This window comes from Cellulomonas aerilata (genome assembly GCF_007991755.1).
Taxonomy (GTDB): Bacteria; Actinomycetota; Actinomycetes; order Actinomycetales; family Cellulomonadaceae; genus Pengzhenrongella; species Pengzhenrongella aerilata.
On record NZ_BJYY01000023.1, the window covers coordinates 40,735 to 58,141 of the forward strand.

Sequence of the window (17,407 nt, forward strand, 5' to 3'; positions counted from 1 at the left end):
GGGTCCTACGCCTGCGGGAGCCGCAGCTTGACGTCCAGGACGACCTGCGTCCCGCCGCCGTCCCGCGGCAGCCAGTCGATCGACCCGTGCAGCTCGTTGGCGACGAGCGTCGACACGATCTGGGTGCCCAGGCCGGTGCCGGCACCCTTCCCCTCGGGCAGCCCCACCCCGTCGTCGGCGACGACGACCCGCAGCTCCTGGCCGTCCCGGGTGGCGTCGATCTCCACCGTGCCGCCCTCGGTGCTCGACAGCCCGTGCTCCACGGCGTTCGTCACCAGCTCGGTCAGCACCAGCGCCAGTGCGGTCGCGTCCTCGGCCGGGACCATCCCGAACGAGCCGGTCGTCCGGGTCCGCACCTGGGCGCCGGCGGAGGCGACGTCGGCGGTGAGCCGCAGGCTGCGCCCCACCAGGGCGTCGAACGGCACCGACTCGTCCAGCGTCTGCGAGAGCGTCTCGTGCACCAGGGCGATGGTCGCGACCCGGCGCATCGCCTCCTCGAGCGCCTCCTTGGCCTCCGGCGACGTCATCCGCCGGGCCTGCAGACGCAGCAGCGCGGCCACGGTCTGCAGGTTGTTCTTCACGCGGTGGTGGATCTCGCGGATCGTCGCGTCCTTGGTGATGAGCTCGCGCTCGCGCCGGCGCAGCTCGGACACGTCCCGGCACAGCAGCACGGCGCCGATCCGCTCGCCGTTCTCCGTGAGCGGGACGGCGCGCAGCGACAGGCAGACCCCGTGCGCCTCCAGGTCCGTGCGCCACGGCGCACGGCCCATGATGACCAGCGGCATCGACTCGTCGACCGGCGACTGGTGCTCGACGAGGTCGGTGGTGACCTCGATCAGCGAGCGGCCGACGAGGCTGCCCATCACCCCGAACCGGTGGAAGCAGCTCAGCGCGTTCGGGCTGGCGTAGAGCACCTCTCCCTCGGAGTTGAGGCGGATCAGCCCGTCCCCCACGCGGGGGGCGCCGCGGCGCGAGCCGGTCGCGGAGTTCGCCACCGGGAACTCCCCGCGGCCGATCATGCTCATGATGTCGTCGGCGGCCTCGACGTAGTTGAGCTCGAGCCGGCTCGGGGTGCGCGCCCCGCCGAGGTTCGTCTGGCGCGCCACGACGGCGATGGCCCGGCCGTTGCGCACCACCGGCGTCGCCTCCTCGCGGACCGCGTACGACCCGAACCAGCGCGGCTCGCGCGAGCGCTGCGGACGCAGCTCGGTCAGCGCGCGCTCGAGCTGGGGGCGCTGCCCCTCCGGGGCGCTGGAGCCGACGATGTCGTCGTAGTGGACCGTCGCGCCGGTGCTCGGCCGGCACTGCGCGATCGCGACGAAGTCCCCCGAGCGGGTGGGCAGCCACAGCACGAGATCGGCGAACGCGAGGTCGGAGACCACCTGCCAGTCCCCCACCAGCAGGTGCAGCCACTCCACGTCCGCGGCGTCGATGTCGCAGTGGCGGGAGACCAGGTCGCTGAGCGTGGACACGGCCGCCAGCCTAGACAGCGTGGCGTGCGCCACCCGCCAGGGAGCCGGCCGAGCATCGCACGGCCGCTCGGATAGCCTCGCAGGACGCACACCGGCTGACCGCGTGGCCGCCCGGCCCGCCCCGGTGCTCCAGGAGGTCCACGTGCACGTGCGAGTCGAGCTGCGCTACGCCGCGCCGGTCCCTGCGGTCGCCGCGATGCTGGCCGACGTCGGCTACACGCGGGCCCGGGTCGAGGCCAGCGGTGCCGGCGTGCTGCAGGCCGACGTCAGCGGCACCGCCGCGGGCGCGGTCACCGTCACCACCCGCCGGTCGACGCCGAGCGACCAGATCCCCGCCCAGGCCCGGGCCTTCGTCGGGTCCACGCTGGAGGTCCGTCAGGTCGAGGCGTGGGAGGCCCCGACCGCGGACGACGGCGCCCGCCGGGGCACCGTGGTCGTGGAGATCCCGGGCGCACCGGTGCGGCTGACCGGCACGGTCACGCTCAAGCCCGACGGACCGGACGCCTCGGTCCTCACCTACGACGGCGAGCTCAAGGCAGGGGTCCCGCTGTTCGCCGCGGCGATCGAGCAGGCGGCGGCCGGTGCCGTGCGGTCGGCGCTCCAGGCGGAGCAGGACGCGGGCGCCCGCTGGCTCGCCGCCCGCTGACCGGCCGCCCGCTGCGCGTGCCCGGAAAACCCTCACGTCCCCCTGGCGGGGGCGACGGCACACGGTTTCCCGTAACGATTCCGTAACGCGGATCATCACCCCGGGCCTCTGACCTGCACAGACGCCCCGTGGTACCGCTTCCATCCTGCTCGGCGGTTGACACCGGGACGACGCGCACCCAACCATCGTCCTCACGTGGAACCGCTCCCGCACCTCGGTGTGGGAGCGCTCCTGCACCGGCCTTCTGGCCACGCCGCCGTCCTGTCGAGGGCTTCGGCGCAACCCGTACGGCGACGACGCCGACGAGCTGACAAGGGAGTCATAGTGCGCACACGCACGAGCAAGACCTGGGCGCTCATGGCCGGGGTCACCGGCATCGCCCTCCTCGCCTCCGGCTGCGGCGGCGGTTCCGACACCGCGGCAGGCGAGAGCAGCGAGGGCGGTGGCAGCGGCGACGAGAAGGTCACGCTGTCCGTCGCGACGTTCAACGAGTTCGGGTACGAGGGCCTCATCGAGGAGTACATGGAGCTCAACCCGAACATCACGGTCGAGCACAAGAAGGCCGCCACCTCCGACGAGGCGCGCGACAACCTCAACACCCGCCTCGCGGCCGGCTCCGGCCTGTCGGACATCGAGGGCGTCGAGGTCGACTGGCTCCCCGAGCTCATGCAGTACTCGGACATGTTCGTCGACCTGTCGGACGCCGAGATCGAGGACCGCTGGCTGGAGTGGAAGACCGCGGCCGCCACCACCGAGGACGGCGCGCTCATCGGCTACGGGACGGACATCGGCCCCGAGGCGATCTGCTACCGCTCCGACCTGTTCGCCGCCGCCGGCCTGCCGACGGACCGCACCGAGGTCGCCGCGCTGCTCGAGGGTGACTGGGACCGCTACTTCGAGGTCGGCCGCGAGTTCGTCGCCAAGTCGGACGCCGCCTGGTTCGACTCGGCCGGCGCCACGTACCAGGGCATGATCAACCAGGTCGAGAACGCCTACGAGGAGGACAACGGCGACGTCCTCGGCATCGACCACGACACCGTCAAGGACATCTACAACGACGTCCTGACCGCGTCCGTGGACGAGGACCTCTCCGCCCACCTGCTGCAGTGGAGCGACGACTGGGCCGCCGGGTTCCAGAGCGGCGCCTTCGCGACCCAGCTCTGCCCCGGGTGGATGCTCGGCGTCGTCGAGGGCAACGCGGCCGGCGTGGCCGGCTGGGACGTCGCCGACGTCTTCCCCGGTGGCGGCGGCAACTGGGGCGGGTCCTACCTGACCGTCCCCGCACAGAGCGAGCACCCGGAGGAGGCCAAGGCCCTCGCGGCGTGGCTGACCGCGCCGGAGCAGCAGATCAAGGCGTTCCAGGCCAAGGGCACGTTCCCGAGCCAGGTCGAGGCGCTCGAGAGCGACGACCTCAAGGCCCAGACGAACGAGTTCTTCAACAACGCGCCGACCGGTGAGATCCTCGCCAACCGCGCCGAGGCCGTCACCGCGACGCCGTTCAAGGGTCCGAACTACTTCGCGATCCACACGACGGTCTCCGACGCCCTGACCCGGGTGGACGTGGACCAGACCGACGACGCCGCCTCCTCGTGGCAGAAGGCGCTCGACGCGTACGAGTCCCTCGGCCTGAGCTGACCGACCCGCGTCGACGTGCCGGGGTCGGGTGGGCGCCACGCCCGCCCGACCCCGGCACGCACCGCAGCCCGGCCGACCATCGTCGCTCGTCCGTCCCGAGAGGGTGTCGCATGTCCGTGATCAGCCCGCCGAAGCCCTCCCGGGCCCCGGAAGCCGCCCAGCCCCGCCGCGTCGGCTTCAGCCAGCGCCTCGGCCGCTGGGACGTCAAGCTCTCCCCGTACCTGTACGTCTCCCCGTTCTTCCTGCTCTTCGCCGTCACCGGGCTCTTCCCGCTCGTGTACACGGCCTACGTCTCGGTGCACGAGTGGCACCTCATCGGCGGGCAGGGCGACTTCGTCGGCTTCCAGAACTTCGTCGACGTCGTCCAGCAGCCGCGGTTCCTGACCGCGCTGCGCAACACCTTCAGCATCTTCCTGCTGTCCTCGGTGCCGCAGGTGATCCTCGCGATCGTGATCGCGGCGGTGCTGGACGCGAACCTGCGCGCCAAGACGTTCTGGCGCATGGGCGTCCTGCTGCCCTACGTGGTGGCGCCGGTCGCCGTCTCGCTCATCTTCTCCAAGCTGTTCGCCGACCAGTCCGGGATGATCAACGCGCTGCTGGGGACCGTCGGCGTCGACGCGATCCGCTGGCACGCCGACCCGTTCGCCAGCCACTTCGCGATCGCGACGATGGTCAACTTCCGGTGGACCGGCTACAACGCCCTGATCTTCCTCGCGGCCATGCAGGCCGTCCCGCGCGACCTCTACGAGGCCGCCGTCATCGACGGCGCCACCCGGCTGCGCCAGTTCTTCTCCATCACGGTGCCGATGCTGCGGCCGACGATCATCTTCATCGTCATCACGGCGACCATCGGCGGGCTGCAGATCTTCGACGAGCCGCGCATGTTCGACCAGCTCGGCCAGGGCGGCTCGGACCGTCAGTGGATGACGGTGACGATGTACCTCTACGAGCTCGGCTGGGGCGCCCAGAAGAGCTTCGGACGGGCCGCGGCGGTCGCCTGGATCCTGTTCCTGATCATCGTGCTGATCGGGCTGCTCAACTTCGCCATCACCCGCCGGATCTCGTCGACCGGATCCACCCAGAAGCCGAAGCGAGGCTCGCGATGACCACCTCGGTCCCCATGATCCGGCAGACCGCCGGAGCCGGCGCCGCGCGCGCCGCCGCCCGCAGGCGAGGCCTGACCGGAGGCGCCAACCGCCGGCCGGGCTGGGTGACCTACCTGTTCCTTGGGGTGGCCCTCGCGGTCGCTGCCTACCCGATCTACTACGCCGTCCTCCTGGCGTCGTCGGACGCGATCACCATCGCGCAGAACCCCATCCCCTCGCTGCTGCCGGAGGGCAACCTCTTCGGCAACATCGGCCGGGTCCTCACCGCCGACATCCAGTTCTGGCCGGCGCTGATCAACAGCATCATCGTCTCGACGCTGACGGCGCTGTCCGTGGTGGTCTTCTCGACGCTGGCGGGCTTCTCCTTCGCCAAGCTGCGGTTCCGCGGCCGGGGCCCGCTCCTGGTGTTCGTCATCGCCACCATGGCAGTCCCGACCCAGCTCGGCATCGTCCCGCTGTTCATCGTCATGTCGAAGCTGGACCTCACCGGCAAGCTCGCGGCCGTCATCATCCCCGGGATGGTGACCGCCTTCGGGGTCTTCTGGATGACCCAGTACCTGGAGGAGGCGCTGCCCTACGAGCTGATCGAGGCCGCCCGCGTCGACGGGTGCTCGATGATCCGGACGTTCTGGCACGTCGCGCTGCCCGCCGCCCGGCCGGCGGCGGCCATGCTGGCGCTCTTCACGTTCGTCGGGTCGTGGACCAACTTCTTCTGGCCGTTCATCGTGCTGGGGTCGGGCAACCCGACTCTGCCGGTGGCGCTGCAGCTCCTGCAGGCCACGTACTTCAAGGACTACTCGCTGATCATGGCCGGCGTCGTCGTCTCGACGATCCCGCTGGTCCTGGTCTTCATCGTCGCGGGCCGTCAGCTCGTGACCGGCATCATGCAAGGAGCAGTCAAGGGATGAGCTCTCTCACCGACAACCGCACGGACCTCCTCACGGGGCCCGGCGTCACGCTCGACCCGGGCGCGCTGACCTTCCCGCCCGGCTTCCTGTGGGGCGCGGCGACCGCGGCGTACCAGGTGGAGGGCGCGGCGCACCGCGACGGCCGGACCGACTCCATCTGGGACGCCTTCGCCCGCGTCCCCGGCGCCGTCCTGGACGCGCACGACGGCGAGGTGGCCTGCGGCCACTACGACCGGTACCGCGAGGACGCCGCCCTGATGAAGGGCCTCAACCTCGGCTCGTACCGGTTCTCCACCTCGTGGGCGCGCGTGCGGCCGGACGGCGGGGCGGTCAACCCCCTGGGTGTCGACTTCTACTCCCGGCTCGTCGACGAGCTGCTGGCCAACGGCATCAAGCCGTGGCTGACGCTCTACCACTGGGACCTCCCGCAGGCCCTGGAGGAGCGCGGCGGCTGGGCCAACCGCGACACCGCGTACCTGTTCGCGGAGTACGCGCTGAGCGTGCACGACGCCCTGGGCGACCGGGTCGACGTGTGGACCACGCTCAACGAGCCGTGGTGCTCGTCCTTCCTCAGCTACACCGCCGGGGTGCACGCGCCGGGCCGGCAGAGCCGTCCGGACGGGCTCGCGGCGGCCCACCACCTCATGCTCGGCCACGGCCTGGCCGTCCAGGCCCTGCGCTCGCGCGACGCCGACCTCAACCTCGGCATCACGCTGAACCTCACGGTCACGGACCCGGTGGACCCGCAGGACCCGGCCGACGTCGACGCCGCGCGCCGCATCGACGGCCAGTTCAACCGGTTCTTCCTCGACCCGATCCTGCGCGGGTCCTACCCGCAGGACGTGCTCGACGACGTCGCGGAGTACGGCCTGCTCGACCACGTGCGGGACGGCGACCTGCAGGTCATCTCCGCACCGATCGACTCCCTGGGCGTGAACTACTACCACGGCGAGATGGTCAGCGCGCAGCCCGCTCCGGCGACCCTGCGCGGGGACGCGCCGGTGGAGCGCCCGACGTCGAGCCCGTTCCCCGCGGCCGACGGCGTGCACAACCACCCCCGGGACCTGCCGGTGACCAGCATGGACTGGGAGGTCCAGCCCGAGGGCCTGACCCGCCTGCTCCTGCGCCTGCAGGAGGAGTACACCGGGCCGGCCGGGGTCGCGCTCTACGTCACGGAGAACGGCGCCGCCTACGACGACGTCCCGGACGTGGAGGGCTACGTCCAGGACACCGAGCGGCTGGAGTTCTTCGACCTGCACCTGCGTGCGGTGCACGAGGCGGTCCGCCGCGGCGTCGACGTCCGCGGCTACTTCGCCTGGTCGCTGCTGGACAACTACGAGTGGGCATGGGGCTACCACAAGCGGTTCGGCATCGTCCGGGTCGACTACGACACCCTCGAGCGCACGCCCAAGGCGAGCGCTCGCTGGTACGCGACGGTCGCCGGCGACAACGCGCTGGCCCCGCGCGAGTGAGCCACGACGCCGGGCGGGGGGCGGGCACGAGGGTGGGTATTCTCCGGAGCACGCGTCCGACCTCCCGCCCGGCGCCCCGGAGATGACCGCCATGACCGACAGCACGGCCACGATGCCGGCAGCGGCGCCGCCGACCTCGCCGGACGCGTCCGCAGCGGGCGGGGGCCCGCGTCCCCGGGGCGGCCGGGGTGGGGCGCCCACCCTCGAGGAGGTCGCCGAGCTGGCCGGCGTCTCGCGGTCGACGGCCTCACGGGCCATCAACGGCGGGCTGCGGGTCTCCCCCGAGGCCCAGGCCGCGGTCGAGTCCGCCATCGCCCAGCTCGGGTTCACGCCCAACCGGGCGGCGCGGTCGCTGGTCACCCGGCGCAGCGACTCGGTCGCGCTGGTCATCCCGGAGCCGGACGAGCGCGTGCTCACCGACCCCTTCTTCGCCGGGACGCTCAACGGGCTCTCGGCGGCGCTGTCCAGCACCGACCTGCAGCTCGTGCTGCTGATCGTCCGGCCCGGGGACAACGCCCGGGCCACGCGGTACCTGCGCCACGGGCACGTCGACGGCGCCATCGTGGTGTCCCACCACCAGGACGACTCCCTCGACCGGGCGCTGGCCGACTCGGGACTGCCGCACGTGTTCGTGGGCCGCCCCCTGGAGCGGGACCGGGAGGTCCGGCACGTCGACCTCGACAACGCCCTCGGCGGCCGGCTGGCCACCGAGCACCTGGTGCGGCTGGGACGACGGCGGGTCGCGACCATCGCCGGCCCGCAGGACATGGCCGCCGGCCTGGACCGGCTCGGTGGCTGGCGCGACGTGCTGCGCGAGGCCGGGCTGCCCGACGACGCCGTCGCGTTCGGCGACTTCACCACGGCCGGGGGTGCGGCGGCCGCGACCGAGCTGCTGGAGCGGCACCCCGACCTCGACGCGATCTTCGCCGCGTCGGACCTCATGGCGGTGGGCGCGCTCGGCGTCCTCGCCGAGCGGGGGCGCACCGTTCCCGGCGACGTCGCGATCGTCGGGTACGACAACCTCGGGGTCGCGGAGTCGACGAAGCCGCAGCTGACCACGGTGGTCAACCCCGTCGTCGCGATGGCCCGACGGGCCGGTGAGCTGCTGCTCGACCAGCTCGCCGGCCGACCCGTCGCCGTGGACCCGGTGATCTTCCCGCCCGAGCTCGTGCGGCGTCAGTCCGCCTGAGCGGCGCCCGGCCGCGACCGGGCGACCCCGACCGGCGTAGCGTCGCGCCATGGACCTCGCGTTCCAGCCCTACGGGCGTCCCGCCGGCACCCCGACCGAGCGCCGGCGCCGCCGTCGCACCGCCGTCCTGGTCACCGGGGCCGTGGTGGCCACGGCCGTGGTCGGGTCCGTCGGCGTGCGGGCGGACACCGCGTGGTTCCGCTCGCTGCGCAAGCCCGCCTGGTACCCGCCGGACGCCGCGTTCCCGATCGCGTGGACGGCGCTGTACGCCACGATCGCGTGGGCGTCGACGCGTGCGCTGAACCGCGCCCCGGTCAGCCGACGCGCGACGGTCGCGTCCACCCTCGGCCGCAACCTCGTGCTGAACGCCGGCTGGACCTGGACCTTCTTCCGGGCCCGGCGGCCCGGGCTCGCGGTCGGGACCGCCCTGGCGCTGGACGCCTCGACCGTGTCGTTGATCCGGGCGGTCGGTCGGCACGACCGCGCCGCCGGCGCCGCCCTGCTCCCGTACCTGGCGTGGACCGTCTTCGCGACGGCGCTCACCGAGGCCATCTGGTTCCGCAACAGCGACTGACGCCTGCGGCGCCGGGCTGCCGCACCAGGGGGTGCGCTGCTCCGCCGCGCCTAGCGCTCCGCGGGCAGGTGACCGAACCGGTGCCTCGTGCGGCTGACCGCCTGCTCGCGGACGACCGTGAGCATCTCCCGCTGCGCGCTCGCCAGCACCGGGTGGTCGAGCACCGTCACGTGACCCACCCGGGTGCGCGCCGCCTCGCGAAGACCCGGCGCCGCACCCACCACACGGACCCGCCCGGACACCGCGCCGGACCGCACGCGGCCGGCGAACGCGTCGTCGTCCTCGTCGGCGACCGTGCTGACGGTCACCGGGACGCCGGCACGCTCGGCGGCGGACAGCACCCGGGTGACCTCCCGCTGCCGGGCCCCCGCGCCGACGCGGACGGTCAGGTCCGGCACCGGGCGGTACCGGAGCACGTTCGACTCCACCGCCAGCCCGCTCGGGTCGTGCTCCTCCGCGAGCTCGGCGCCCCACCAGCGCTCGTCGTCGGCGCGCGCCCACGCGAGCCAGCCGGCGTCGTCGGCCGGGAGGTCCGCCGCGTCGGCCCACCGGCCCAGGCCGGCGACGTAGTGCGGGCCGCCCGCCTTGGCGCCGGGGCCGACCACCGAGGCCTTCCACCCGCCGAACGGCTGCCGCTGCACGATCGCCCCGGTGATGTGCCGGTTGACGTAGGCGTTGCCCACCTCGACGCGGTCCAGCCAGTGTGCGATCTCCGCCTCGTCGAGGGAGTGCAGGCCGCCGGTCAGCCCGAACGCGACGGCGTTCTGCAGGTCGATCGCCTCGTCCAGCGTCGTGGCCCGCATGATGCCGAGCACGGGACCGAACACCTCGGTGCGGTGGAACCACGACCCGGGTGCGACGCCGTCCTTCACGCCGGGCGTCCACAGCCGGCCCTCGTCGTCCAGGCGCCGGGGCTGCACCACCCAGCGCTCGCCGGGCTCGAGCGTCGTGAGGGCGCGCAGCAGCTTGCCGCTCGCCGGCTCCGTGAGCGGGCCGACGGTCGTGGCGAGGTCGGTCGGCTGGCCGGTGCGCAGGGACCGGACGGCGTCGACCAGCTGGTGCGCGATGCGCGGGGACCGTCCGGCCGACCCGACGAGGATCAGCAGCGAGGCGGCCGAGCACTTCTGCCCGGCGTGCCCGAACGCGGAGCGCACGGCGTCGGCGACGGCGAGGTCGACGTCGGCCGACGGCGTCACCACCAGCGCGTTCTTCCCCGACGTCTCGGCCAGCACGTCGAGGTCCGCGCGCCAGGACGAGAACATCTCGGCGGTCTCGATGGACCCGGTGAGCAGGACGCGCGCGACGGCGGGATGCGTCACGAGGTGCCGGCCGACGTCGCCCTCGGGCGACAGGAGGACCTGCAGGACGTCGCGCGGGACGCCGAGGTCGTCCGTCGCGCGGTGGATCGCCCCCGCGGCGACCTGGAGGCACCGCGGCGTGGCGGGCGCCGGCTTGGCCAGCACCGGAGAGCCCGCCGCGAGCGCGGACAGGACCGACCCCACCGGGATCGCGACCGGGAAGTTCCACGGCGGGGTGACGACCGTCAGCCCGTCGGGGCGGAAGACCGCACCCGGGACGCGGCCGTCGGCGAGCTCCTCGGCGCGGTCGGCGTAGTAGCGCGCGAAGTCCACCGCCTCGCTGACCTCCGGGTCGGCCTCGGCGACCGTCTTGCCCGCCTCCTGCACCATCGTCGCGACCAGGTCGCCGCGGGCCTCCTCCAGGCGGACGGCGGCGCGGCGCAGCAGCGCGGCGCGGGCGGACGGGTCGGTGCCGGCCCAGGTGGCGGCGACCCCCTGCGCGCGGGCGACGGCGTCGTCGACGTCGGCCGTGGTGGTGACGGTCACCGCCTCGGGGACGGCGACCCGGCGACCGATCACCTCGGCCGCCCAGCTGCGCGACGCCGCGACCGCCGGGTCGGTGTCGGGGGCGTTGCGGAACGGCTCGCCCGGCTCGGGCTCGACCGGGGCGGGACGCGGGACGCGCCGGGGCGCGGGCGGCGGCAGCGTGGAGTCCCGGACCGAGGCGAGGAACGCCTCGCGCTGCCGGTCCAGGCCGTGCGCGGAGGCGTCGTCGGCGAACAGCGCGTGCAGGTAGTTCTGCGGGGCGGCGTTCTCCTCCAGGCGCCGCACGAGGTAGGAGATCGCGACGTCGAAGTCCGCCCGGGCGACCACGGGGGTGTAGAGCAGCACCCCGCCCACCGTGTCGCGCACGGCCCGCGCCTGGGACGGCGCCATGCCCTGCAGCATCTCGACGTCCAGCGCCTCGGACACCCCGCGCCGCTCGGCCACCAGGTGCGCGAGCGCGACGTGGAACAGGTTGTGGCTCGCGACGCCGATCCGCACGTCACGGGTGCGGTCGGGGCGCAGGGCGCGGTCGACGAGGCGGACGTAGTGCGCGTCGACCTCGGCCTTGGTCTCGAAGGGTGCCTGCGGCCACCCGTGCAGCTCGGCCTCGACCCGCTCCATCGCGAGGTTGGCACCCTTGACGAGCCGGACCTTGATGCGGGCCCCGCCCGCGGCGCGGCGGCGGGCGGCGAGCTCGGTGAGCTCGTCGAGCGCGGCGAGGGAGTCCGGCAGGTACGCCTGGAGCACGATGCCGGCCTCGGCGGCGAGCAGGTCGGGGTCCATGACGAGCGCCTCGAAGACCTCCACCGTCAGCGCCAGGTCCCGGTACTCCTCCATGTCGAGGTTGAGGAACGTGCCGTGCCGGGCGGCCGTGACGTACAGCGGCCGGAGCTTGGCGACGATGCGGTCGCGGCTGCCGGCGGTGTCCCAGGTGGACAGCTGGCTGGCGACCGCGGACACCTTGACGGACACGTAGTCGACGTCGGGGCGGCGCACGAGCGCGGACACCCGGTCCAGCCGGCGGGTCGCCTCCGCCTCGCCGAGGACCGCCTCGCCGAGCAGGTTGAGGTTCAGCCGGAAGCCCTCGGCCCGCGCCGCGGCGATGTGCCGGCCGAGCCCCGGCCCGGCGTCGGCGACCAGGTGCCCGACCAGCTGGCGCAGGCGCAGCCGGGCCGCGGGAACGACGACGCCGGGGAGCACGGGCGCCACCCGGGCGCCCACCTGGAGCAGGGCGAGGTCGACCGGGCCGAGGAACCCGCGCGCGGCGGACGCGCCCTGCGCCAGCCCGGCGAGCTCGCGGGCGGCGACGCGCAGGTCCTCGGGCCGGGCCACCCGGTCCACGAAGTGCATGGCGAGCTCGAGCCCGGCCGGGTCGGCGACGAGCGCGGCCAGGCGCCCGGTCGTGCGCCGCTCGGCCGGCGTCTCCCCCGCGGCGGTCGCCGCGACCCACCGGTCCGCGAGCGCGAGGGCGGCGTCCGTCACGGACGCGAGGTCGGTGGGCGCGTCGGTGGGCGCGTCGGTGGGCGCGTCGGTGGGCGCGTCGGTGGGCAGGGCGTCGGTCGACATGGCGTCATCGTCGCGGCCGGGACGCCGCGCGTCTTGTACGGATCCGGTCCCCGGGGCGGGCTGCCGGGCTTGTAGCGTCCCGTGCTGACATGACCGCAGACCTGACCGCAGACCCGGGGCCCGGCGTCGCGCCCGCCCCCACCGCCGGCCGCCCGCCCGACCGCGGCCCGCGCGACGACGTCGTCCAGCCCGGCGACGGCCCGCGCGACGACGCCGTCCACACCGGCGACCGCCCGCGCGACGACGCCGTCCGGCCCGGAGCCGGCCCGCGTGCCGACGTCCGCCCGCGTGACGACGTGCGCCCGGAGGCGGCGGCCCTCCTGGCGGCGCTGGCGCCCGAGATGCTGGCGCTGATGGACGACCTGTCCGCGACCATGTTCTGCGCCAAGGACGTCACCGGCCGGTACGTCGCCGTGAACCAGGTGTTCGTCGACCGAACGAGCGAGCGGTCGCGGCGCACGGTGATCGGGCGCCGCGCCGAGGACCTGTTCGTCCCCGAGCTCGCCGAGCACTACACGCGCCAGGACCACGAGGTGCTGTCGACCGGCCAGGCGCTGCGGGGCGTGCTCGAGCTCATCCGGCGTCCGGGCGGCGTCCCCGGGTGGTACCTGACGTCGAAGGTCCCGGTGCGGGTCGACGGCGTCGTCGTCGGCCTGCTGAGCGTGTCGGAGGACCTGCGCACCCACGACGCGGGGGACGTGACGGTGAACTCGCTGGCCCGGGTGGTCGCGCTCGTGCACGAGCGGCTCACCGAGCCGGTGTCGATCGCGGACCTCGCCCGCGCCGCGGGGTGCTCGCCGTCCACGCTGGACCGGCGCATCCGCAAGGTGTTCTCGCTGTCCCCGCAGCAGCTGGTGCTGCGCACCCGGATCGACCACGCCGCGTCGCTGCTGACCTCCACCGACCGGCCGATCGCCGACGTCGCCACGGCGTGCGGCTTCTACGACCAGGCCGCCTTCACGCGCACCTTCGGCCGGCTCACCGGGGAGACCCCCGCCCAGTTCCGCCGCAGATCCGGGCGGGGCCGCTCCGGTCGACCCGCCGGTGAGGCCGGGTGAGGATGGACGCATGACACCCCCCACCATCCTGACCATCGCCCTGCGCGGCGCGGAGATCCCCGTGCTCGGCCTGGGCACCTGGCAGTCCGAGGGCGACGACGCCGAGCGCGCCGTCCACCACGCCCTGCAGGCCGGCTACCGGCACATCGACACGGCGACCGCGTACGGCAACGAGTCCCAGGTCGGCCGCGGGCTCGCGTCGTCCGGCGTCGCCCGCGGCGAGGTGTTCGTGACCACGAAGCTGCCGCCGGACCGCGCCGGCCGCGAGCGCGAGACGCTCGAGGCGTCGCTGCGGGACCTCGCCGTCGACCAGGTGGACCTGTGGCTCGTGCACTGGCCGCCGAACAAGCAGGCGACCCCGCAGACCTGGAAGCAGTTCGTCGCGCTCCGCGACGAGGGCCTGACGCGTGCGATCGGCGTGTCGAACTACTCCGTCGCGCAGATCGACGAGCTGATCGAGGCCACCGGCGAGGCGCCGGCCCTCAACCAGATCCCGTGGTCACCGGCCGACTACGACGCCGATCTCGTCGCGGCGCACGCCGAGCGCGGCGTCGTGCTGGAGGGGTACAGCCCGTTCAAGCGGACGAACCTCGACGACCCGACGCTGACCGCCATCGCCCAGGAGCACGGCGTGAGCACCGCGCAGGTCGTCCTGCGCTGGCACATCGAGCACGGGATCGTCGTCATCCCGAAGTCGACGACGCCGGAGCGCATCGACTCCAACCTCGAGGCGGCGAACTTCACGCTCAGCGAGGACGAGGTGGCCCGGATCGACGGGCTCAGCACGGTCCTCTGACCGCGGACGGCCCGGCTCTCCCGCTCGCGCGACGGCGCCCCTCCCCGGTGGAGGGGCGCCGTCGCACGTCCGGGGCACGTGCGCCGGGGGCTCGTGCGGCGTGACGGTGGCGCGTGGCAGGGTGTGGGCCGATGGACCCCGGCCGGCTGACGACGACGTCGGCGCCGGGTCGCACGCTGAAAGGCGCGGGTACGACCATGACCCTCACCGATCCCTCTCGCACGTCCCCCGACCAGTCGCCGCTCGGCACCGCGCGCGCGCAGCTCGCGACCGCGGTCGAGCTGCTGGGGTACGACGCCGGGCTGCACGCGATGCTCGCCACCCCCCGCCGCGAGATCACGGTGGCGATCCCCCTGCGCCGCGACGACGGCACGACCGAGCTGTTCAGCGGCTACCGCGTCCAGCACAACATCTCGCGCGGGCCGGGCAAGGGCGGGCTGCGGTACGCCCCGAGCGTCGACCCGGACGAGGTCCGCGCCCTGGCGATGTGGATGACCTGGAAGTGCGCGGTGGTGGAGCTGCCCTACGGCGGCGCGAAGGGCGGGGTGACGATCGACCCGCGCCGGTACTCGCGCACCGAGCTGGAGCGCGTCACCCGCCGCTACACCAGCGAGATCATGCCGATGATCGGTCCCGAGCGGGACATCATGGCGCCCGACATCGGGACCGACGAGCAGACCATGGCGTGGGTCATGGACACGTACTCGGTCAACCGGGGGTACACGATCCCGGCGGTCACCACCGGCAAGCCGCTCGCGATGGGCGGCTCGCTGGGGCGGTCCACCGCCACGTCGCGCGGGGTCGTGCACGCCACCCGGGCCGCGCTGGCCGACGCCGGCGTCGGGCTGGCCGAGGTCAGCGTCGCGGTCCAGGGCTGCGGCAAGGTCGGGTCGCACGCGGCGCGCTTCTACGCCCAGGCGGGCGCGAAGGTGGTCGCGGTGAGCGACCAGTACGGCGGCGTGCACGACCCGGAGGGCCTGGACGTCCCCGCGCTCATGGAGCACCTGGCGCGCACCGGACGGCTCGCCGGCTTCCCGGACGCGGACCCCATCGACAACGCGACGCTGCTCGCCCTGGACGTCGACGTCCTCGTCCCGGCGGCGGTGGAGGGCGTCCTGGACGAGACCACCGCGCAGACCGTCAAGGCGCGATGGGTCGTGGAGGGCGCGAACGGGCCGACGACGGCGGAGGGCGACCGCGTGCTGCGCGACCGCGGCGTCGTGGTCGTGCCGGACATCCTCGCCAACGCCGGCGGCGTGGTCGTGTCCTACTTCGAGTGGGTCCAGGCGAACCAGGCGTACTGGTGGACCGAGCAGGAGATCGAGGACCGGCTCGAGCACCGGATGCTCACGGCCTACGCCGCGGTCGCCGACGTCGCCCGGGCGGAGGGCCTCAGCCTGCGCGACGCCGCCCTCGTCATCGGGGTCCGACGGGTCGCCGAGGCGCACCAGATCCGCGGGCTGTACCCGTGACAGGGGCGGCGGGCGGGTGAGCCCGTGCCGGTGCCGGTGAGCCGGTGCCGGTGGGAAGGTGCCGGTGCCGGTGCCGGTGCCGGTGCCGGTGCCGGTGGGAAGGTGCCGGTGAGCCGGTGCCGGTGGGAAGGAGGTGGCGGCCCGGCGTGTTGGCCCTGTCGTGACCCACGACCTCGCCTCGCCGCTCGCCTCCACCGCTCCCTCGTCGCCGTCCGCCGCCACGCGCGTGCCCCTGTCGGTGCTGGACCTGTCACCGGTCTCGGACGACGGCACGAGCCGGGACGCCCTGCTGGCGACCACCGAGCTGGCGCGCGCGGCCGACCGGCTCGGCCTGCACCGGTTCTGGGTGGCGGAGCACCACAACATGCCGGCGGTGGCGTCGACGTCCCCGGCGGTGCTCATCGCCCACCTCGCCGCGTCGACGGAGCGCATCCGGGTCGGGTCCGGCGGGGTCATGCTGCCCAACCACCCGCCGCTGGTCGTCGGCGAGCACTTCGCCATGCTCGAGGCGCTGCACCCCGGCCGCATCGACCTCGGGATCGGGCGCGCACCCGGCACCGACCCGTCGACCGCGGCGGCGCTGCGCCGCACCACCGAGGGCCTGGGCGCGGAGGACTTCCCGCGTGAGCTGCTCGACGTCCTCGGCCTGCTCGGTCAGCAGCACGAGGAGGAGACCGGCCGCGCGCCGTCGCCGTTCGTGCGCCGGTTCTCCGCGACGCCGGTCCAGGGCTCCACGCCCGAGGTGTGGCTGCTGGGCTCGAGCACGTTCAGCGCCCGGCTGGCGGCGGCGCTGGGCATCCGGTTCGCCTACGCCCACCACTTCGGCGCCACCCAGACGATGGAGGCGATGGCGGCGTACCGCGCCGAGTTCCGGCCGTCGGCCCAGCTCGCGGCGCCGCACGCGATGATCAGCGCGTCCGTCATCATCGCGGACTCGGAGGACGAGGCCCGGTACCTCGCGGGCCCGAGCCGGGTGATGGCGCTGAGTCTGCGCACCGGTCGGCTGGGGCCGATCACCGACCCGGACACCGCCGCGGAGGTGCTGGAAAAGCTGGAGGGCAGCGCACTGGAGCAGGTCCTCGCCCAGCTCCCGGGCACCCAGATCGCCACGACGACCGAGCGCGCGGTGGACGAGCTGCAGGACCTGGTGGACCGCACCCGCGCCGACGAGCTGCTCGTCGCCGCCACGACGTACGACGTCGCTACGCGGGTGGACACCCTGGAGCGGCTGGTCCGGGCCTGGGTGTGACATCAGCGCGGTGACGCGAGCCCGTCTGGCCCGGCGGAGCCGGACCATGCTCCATCCGTTCCGGGGCGAGGTCCCTGGAAGGAGCCGGCGCATTGGAGCTCGTGCAAGAAGCCGTGGTCGGTGGAGGTGAGCGCCTTGCCGTACACAGGGCTCCCAATCTCGCCCTCGTCCACAATGCACCGCGGCTTCCCACGTGATGTCAGTGGCACTCCGTAGAATCGTGCACAGGAAGCATCGCCGCGGTCTCGCGGCGAGCGGCCGGAATTCGGGGTCGAGATTCCCCGGTGCGCGAGGAGGTGACTGTCATGGCCGACGACGGCCCGCCTGCCGGCACCTCCGCGAGCGTGGCTGCGGCCGACCTGGCGCGGGTGCCGGCGCGCCTGGCCGGGCCGATGGCGGACCTGATGGCGCTCATGGACG

At 74.0% G+C, this 17,407-nt stretch carries 13 protein-coding genes; 11 read left to right on the top strand and 2 right to left on the bottom strand.

Going from position 1 to position 17,407, the window contains the following annotated elements:
- Positions 1-5: 5 nt before the first annotated feature.
- Positions 6-1,472, bottom strand: a complete 1,467-nt coding sequence (locus CAE01nite_RS17750; RefSeq protein WP_146906878.1) for a sensor histidine kinase — start codon at positions 1,470-1,472, stop codon at positions 6-8.
- 142 nt (positions 1,473-1,614) lie between these two features.
- Here CAE01nite_RS17750 and CAE01nite_RS17755 point away from each other — a divergent pair, with 142 nt between their 5' ends.
- From CAE01nite_RS17755 to CAE01nite_RS17785, 7 genes are all read left to right on the top strand, one after another.
- Positions 1,615-2,118, top strand: a complete 504-nt coding sequence (locus CAE01nite_RS17755; RefSeq protein WP_246131327.1) for a DUF2505 domain-containing protein — start codon at positions 1,615-1,617, stop codon at positions 2,116-2,118.
- 324 nt (positions 2,119-2,442) lie between these two features.
- Positions 2,443-3,753, top strand: coding sequence for an ABC transporter substrate-binding protein (locus CAE01nite_RS17760; RefSeq protein WP_246131328.1), 1,311 nt, complete (start codon positions 2,443-2,445; stop codon positions 3,751-3,753).
- 110 nt (positions 3,754-3,863) lie between these two features.
- Positions 3,864-4,859: a carbohydrate ABC transporter permease gene (locus CAE01nite_RS17765; RefSeq protein ID WP_146906880.1), complete on the top strand. Its 996-nt coding sequence runs from the start codon at positions 3,864-3,866 to the stop codon at positions 4,857-4,859.
- The gene (locus CAE01nite_RS17770) at positions 4,856-5,767 is read left to right on the top strand and encodes a carbohydrate ABC transporter permease (RefSeq protein WP_146906881.1); all 912 of its coding nucleotides are present in this window, start codon (positions 4,856-4,858) and stop codon (positions 5,765-5,767) included. The genes CAE01nite_RS17765 and CAE01nite_RS17770 overlap by 4 nt, the downstream gene beginning before the upstream one ends.
- A complete protein-coding gene (locus tag CAE01nite_RS17775; RefSeq protein WP_146906882.1) occupies positions 5,764-7,239 on the top strand; it encodes a GH1 family beta-glucosidase in 1,476 nt (491 codons plus the stop codon). Before CAE01nite_RS17770 ends, CAE01nite_RS17775 begins: the two co-directional genes overlap by 4 nt.
- Positions 7,240-7,330: 91 nt before the next feature.
- Positions 7,331-8,428: a LacI family DNA-binding transcriptional regulator gene (locus tag CAE01nite_RS17780; protein WP_246131329.1), complete on the top strand. Its 1,098-nt coding sequence runs from the start codon at positions 7,331-7,333 to the stop codon at positions 8,426-8,428.
- A 49-nt stretch (positions 8,429-8,477) separates the two neighbouring features.
- Positions 8,478-9,002: a TspO/MBR family protein gene (locus CAE01nite_RS17785; RefSeq protein WP_146906883.1), complete on the top strand. Its 525-nt coding sequence runs from the start codon at positions 8,478-8,480 to the stop codon at positions 9,000-9,002.
- Between the two features lie 50 nt (positions 9,003-9,052).
- Here CAE01nite_RS17785 and CAE01nite_RS17790 read toward each other — a convergent pair whose 3' ends face one another.
- Positions 9,053-12,412 (bottom strand): proline dehydrogenase family protein, encoded by a 3,360-nt coding sequence (locus tag CAE01nite_RS17790; protein WP_146906884.1) that lies wholly within the window; start codon positions 12,410-12,412, stop codon positions 9,053-9,055.
- Between the two features lie 89 nt (positions 12,413-12,501).
- On the opposite strand from CAE01nite_RS17790, the gene CAE01nite_RS17795 reads away from it, so the two are divergent.
- The 4 genes from CAE01nite_RS17795 (at position 12,502) to CAE01nite_RS17810 (ending at position 16,987) form a co-directional block, all read left to right on the top strand.
- Complete coding sequence (locus tag CAE01nite_RS17795; RefSeq protein WP_246131330.1) at positions 12,502-13,470, top strand: helix-turn-helix domain-containing protein; 969 nt, start codon at positions 12,502-12,504, stop codon at positions 13,468-13,470.
- Between the two features lie 10 nt (positions 13,471-13,480).
- Positions 13,481-14,266: an aldo/keto reductase gene (locus tag CAE01nite_RS17800; RefSeq protein WP_146906885.1), complete on the top strand. Its 786-nt coding sequence runs from the start codon at positions 13,481-13,483 to the stop codon at positions 14,264-14,266.
- A 197-nt stretch (positions 14,267-14,463) separates the two neighbouring features.
- Positions 14,464-15,738, top strand: coding sequence for a Glu/Leu/Phe/Val family dehydrogenase (locus tag CAE01nite_RS17805; RefSeq protein WP_146906886.1), 1,275 nt, complete (start codon positions 14,464-14,466; stop codon positions 15,736-15,738).
- A 160-nt stretch (positions 15,739-15,898) separates the two neighbouring features.
- Positions 15,899-16,987, top strand: coding sequence for an LLM class flavin-dependent oxidoreductase (locus CAE01nite_RS17810; RefSeq protein WP_246131331.1), 1,089 nt, complete (start codon positions 15,899-15,901; stop codon positions 16,985-16,987).
- The last annotated feature ends 420 nt before the right edge of the window (positions 16,988-17,407 follow it).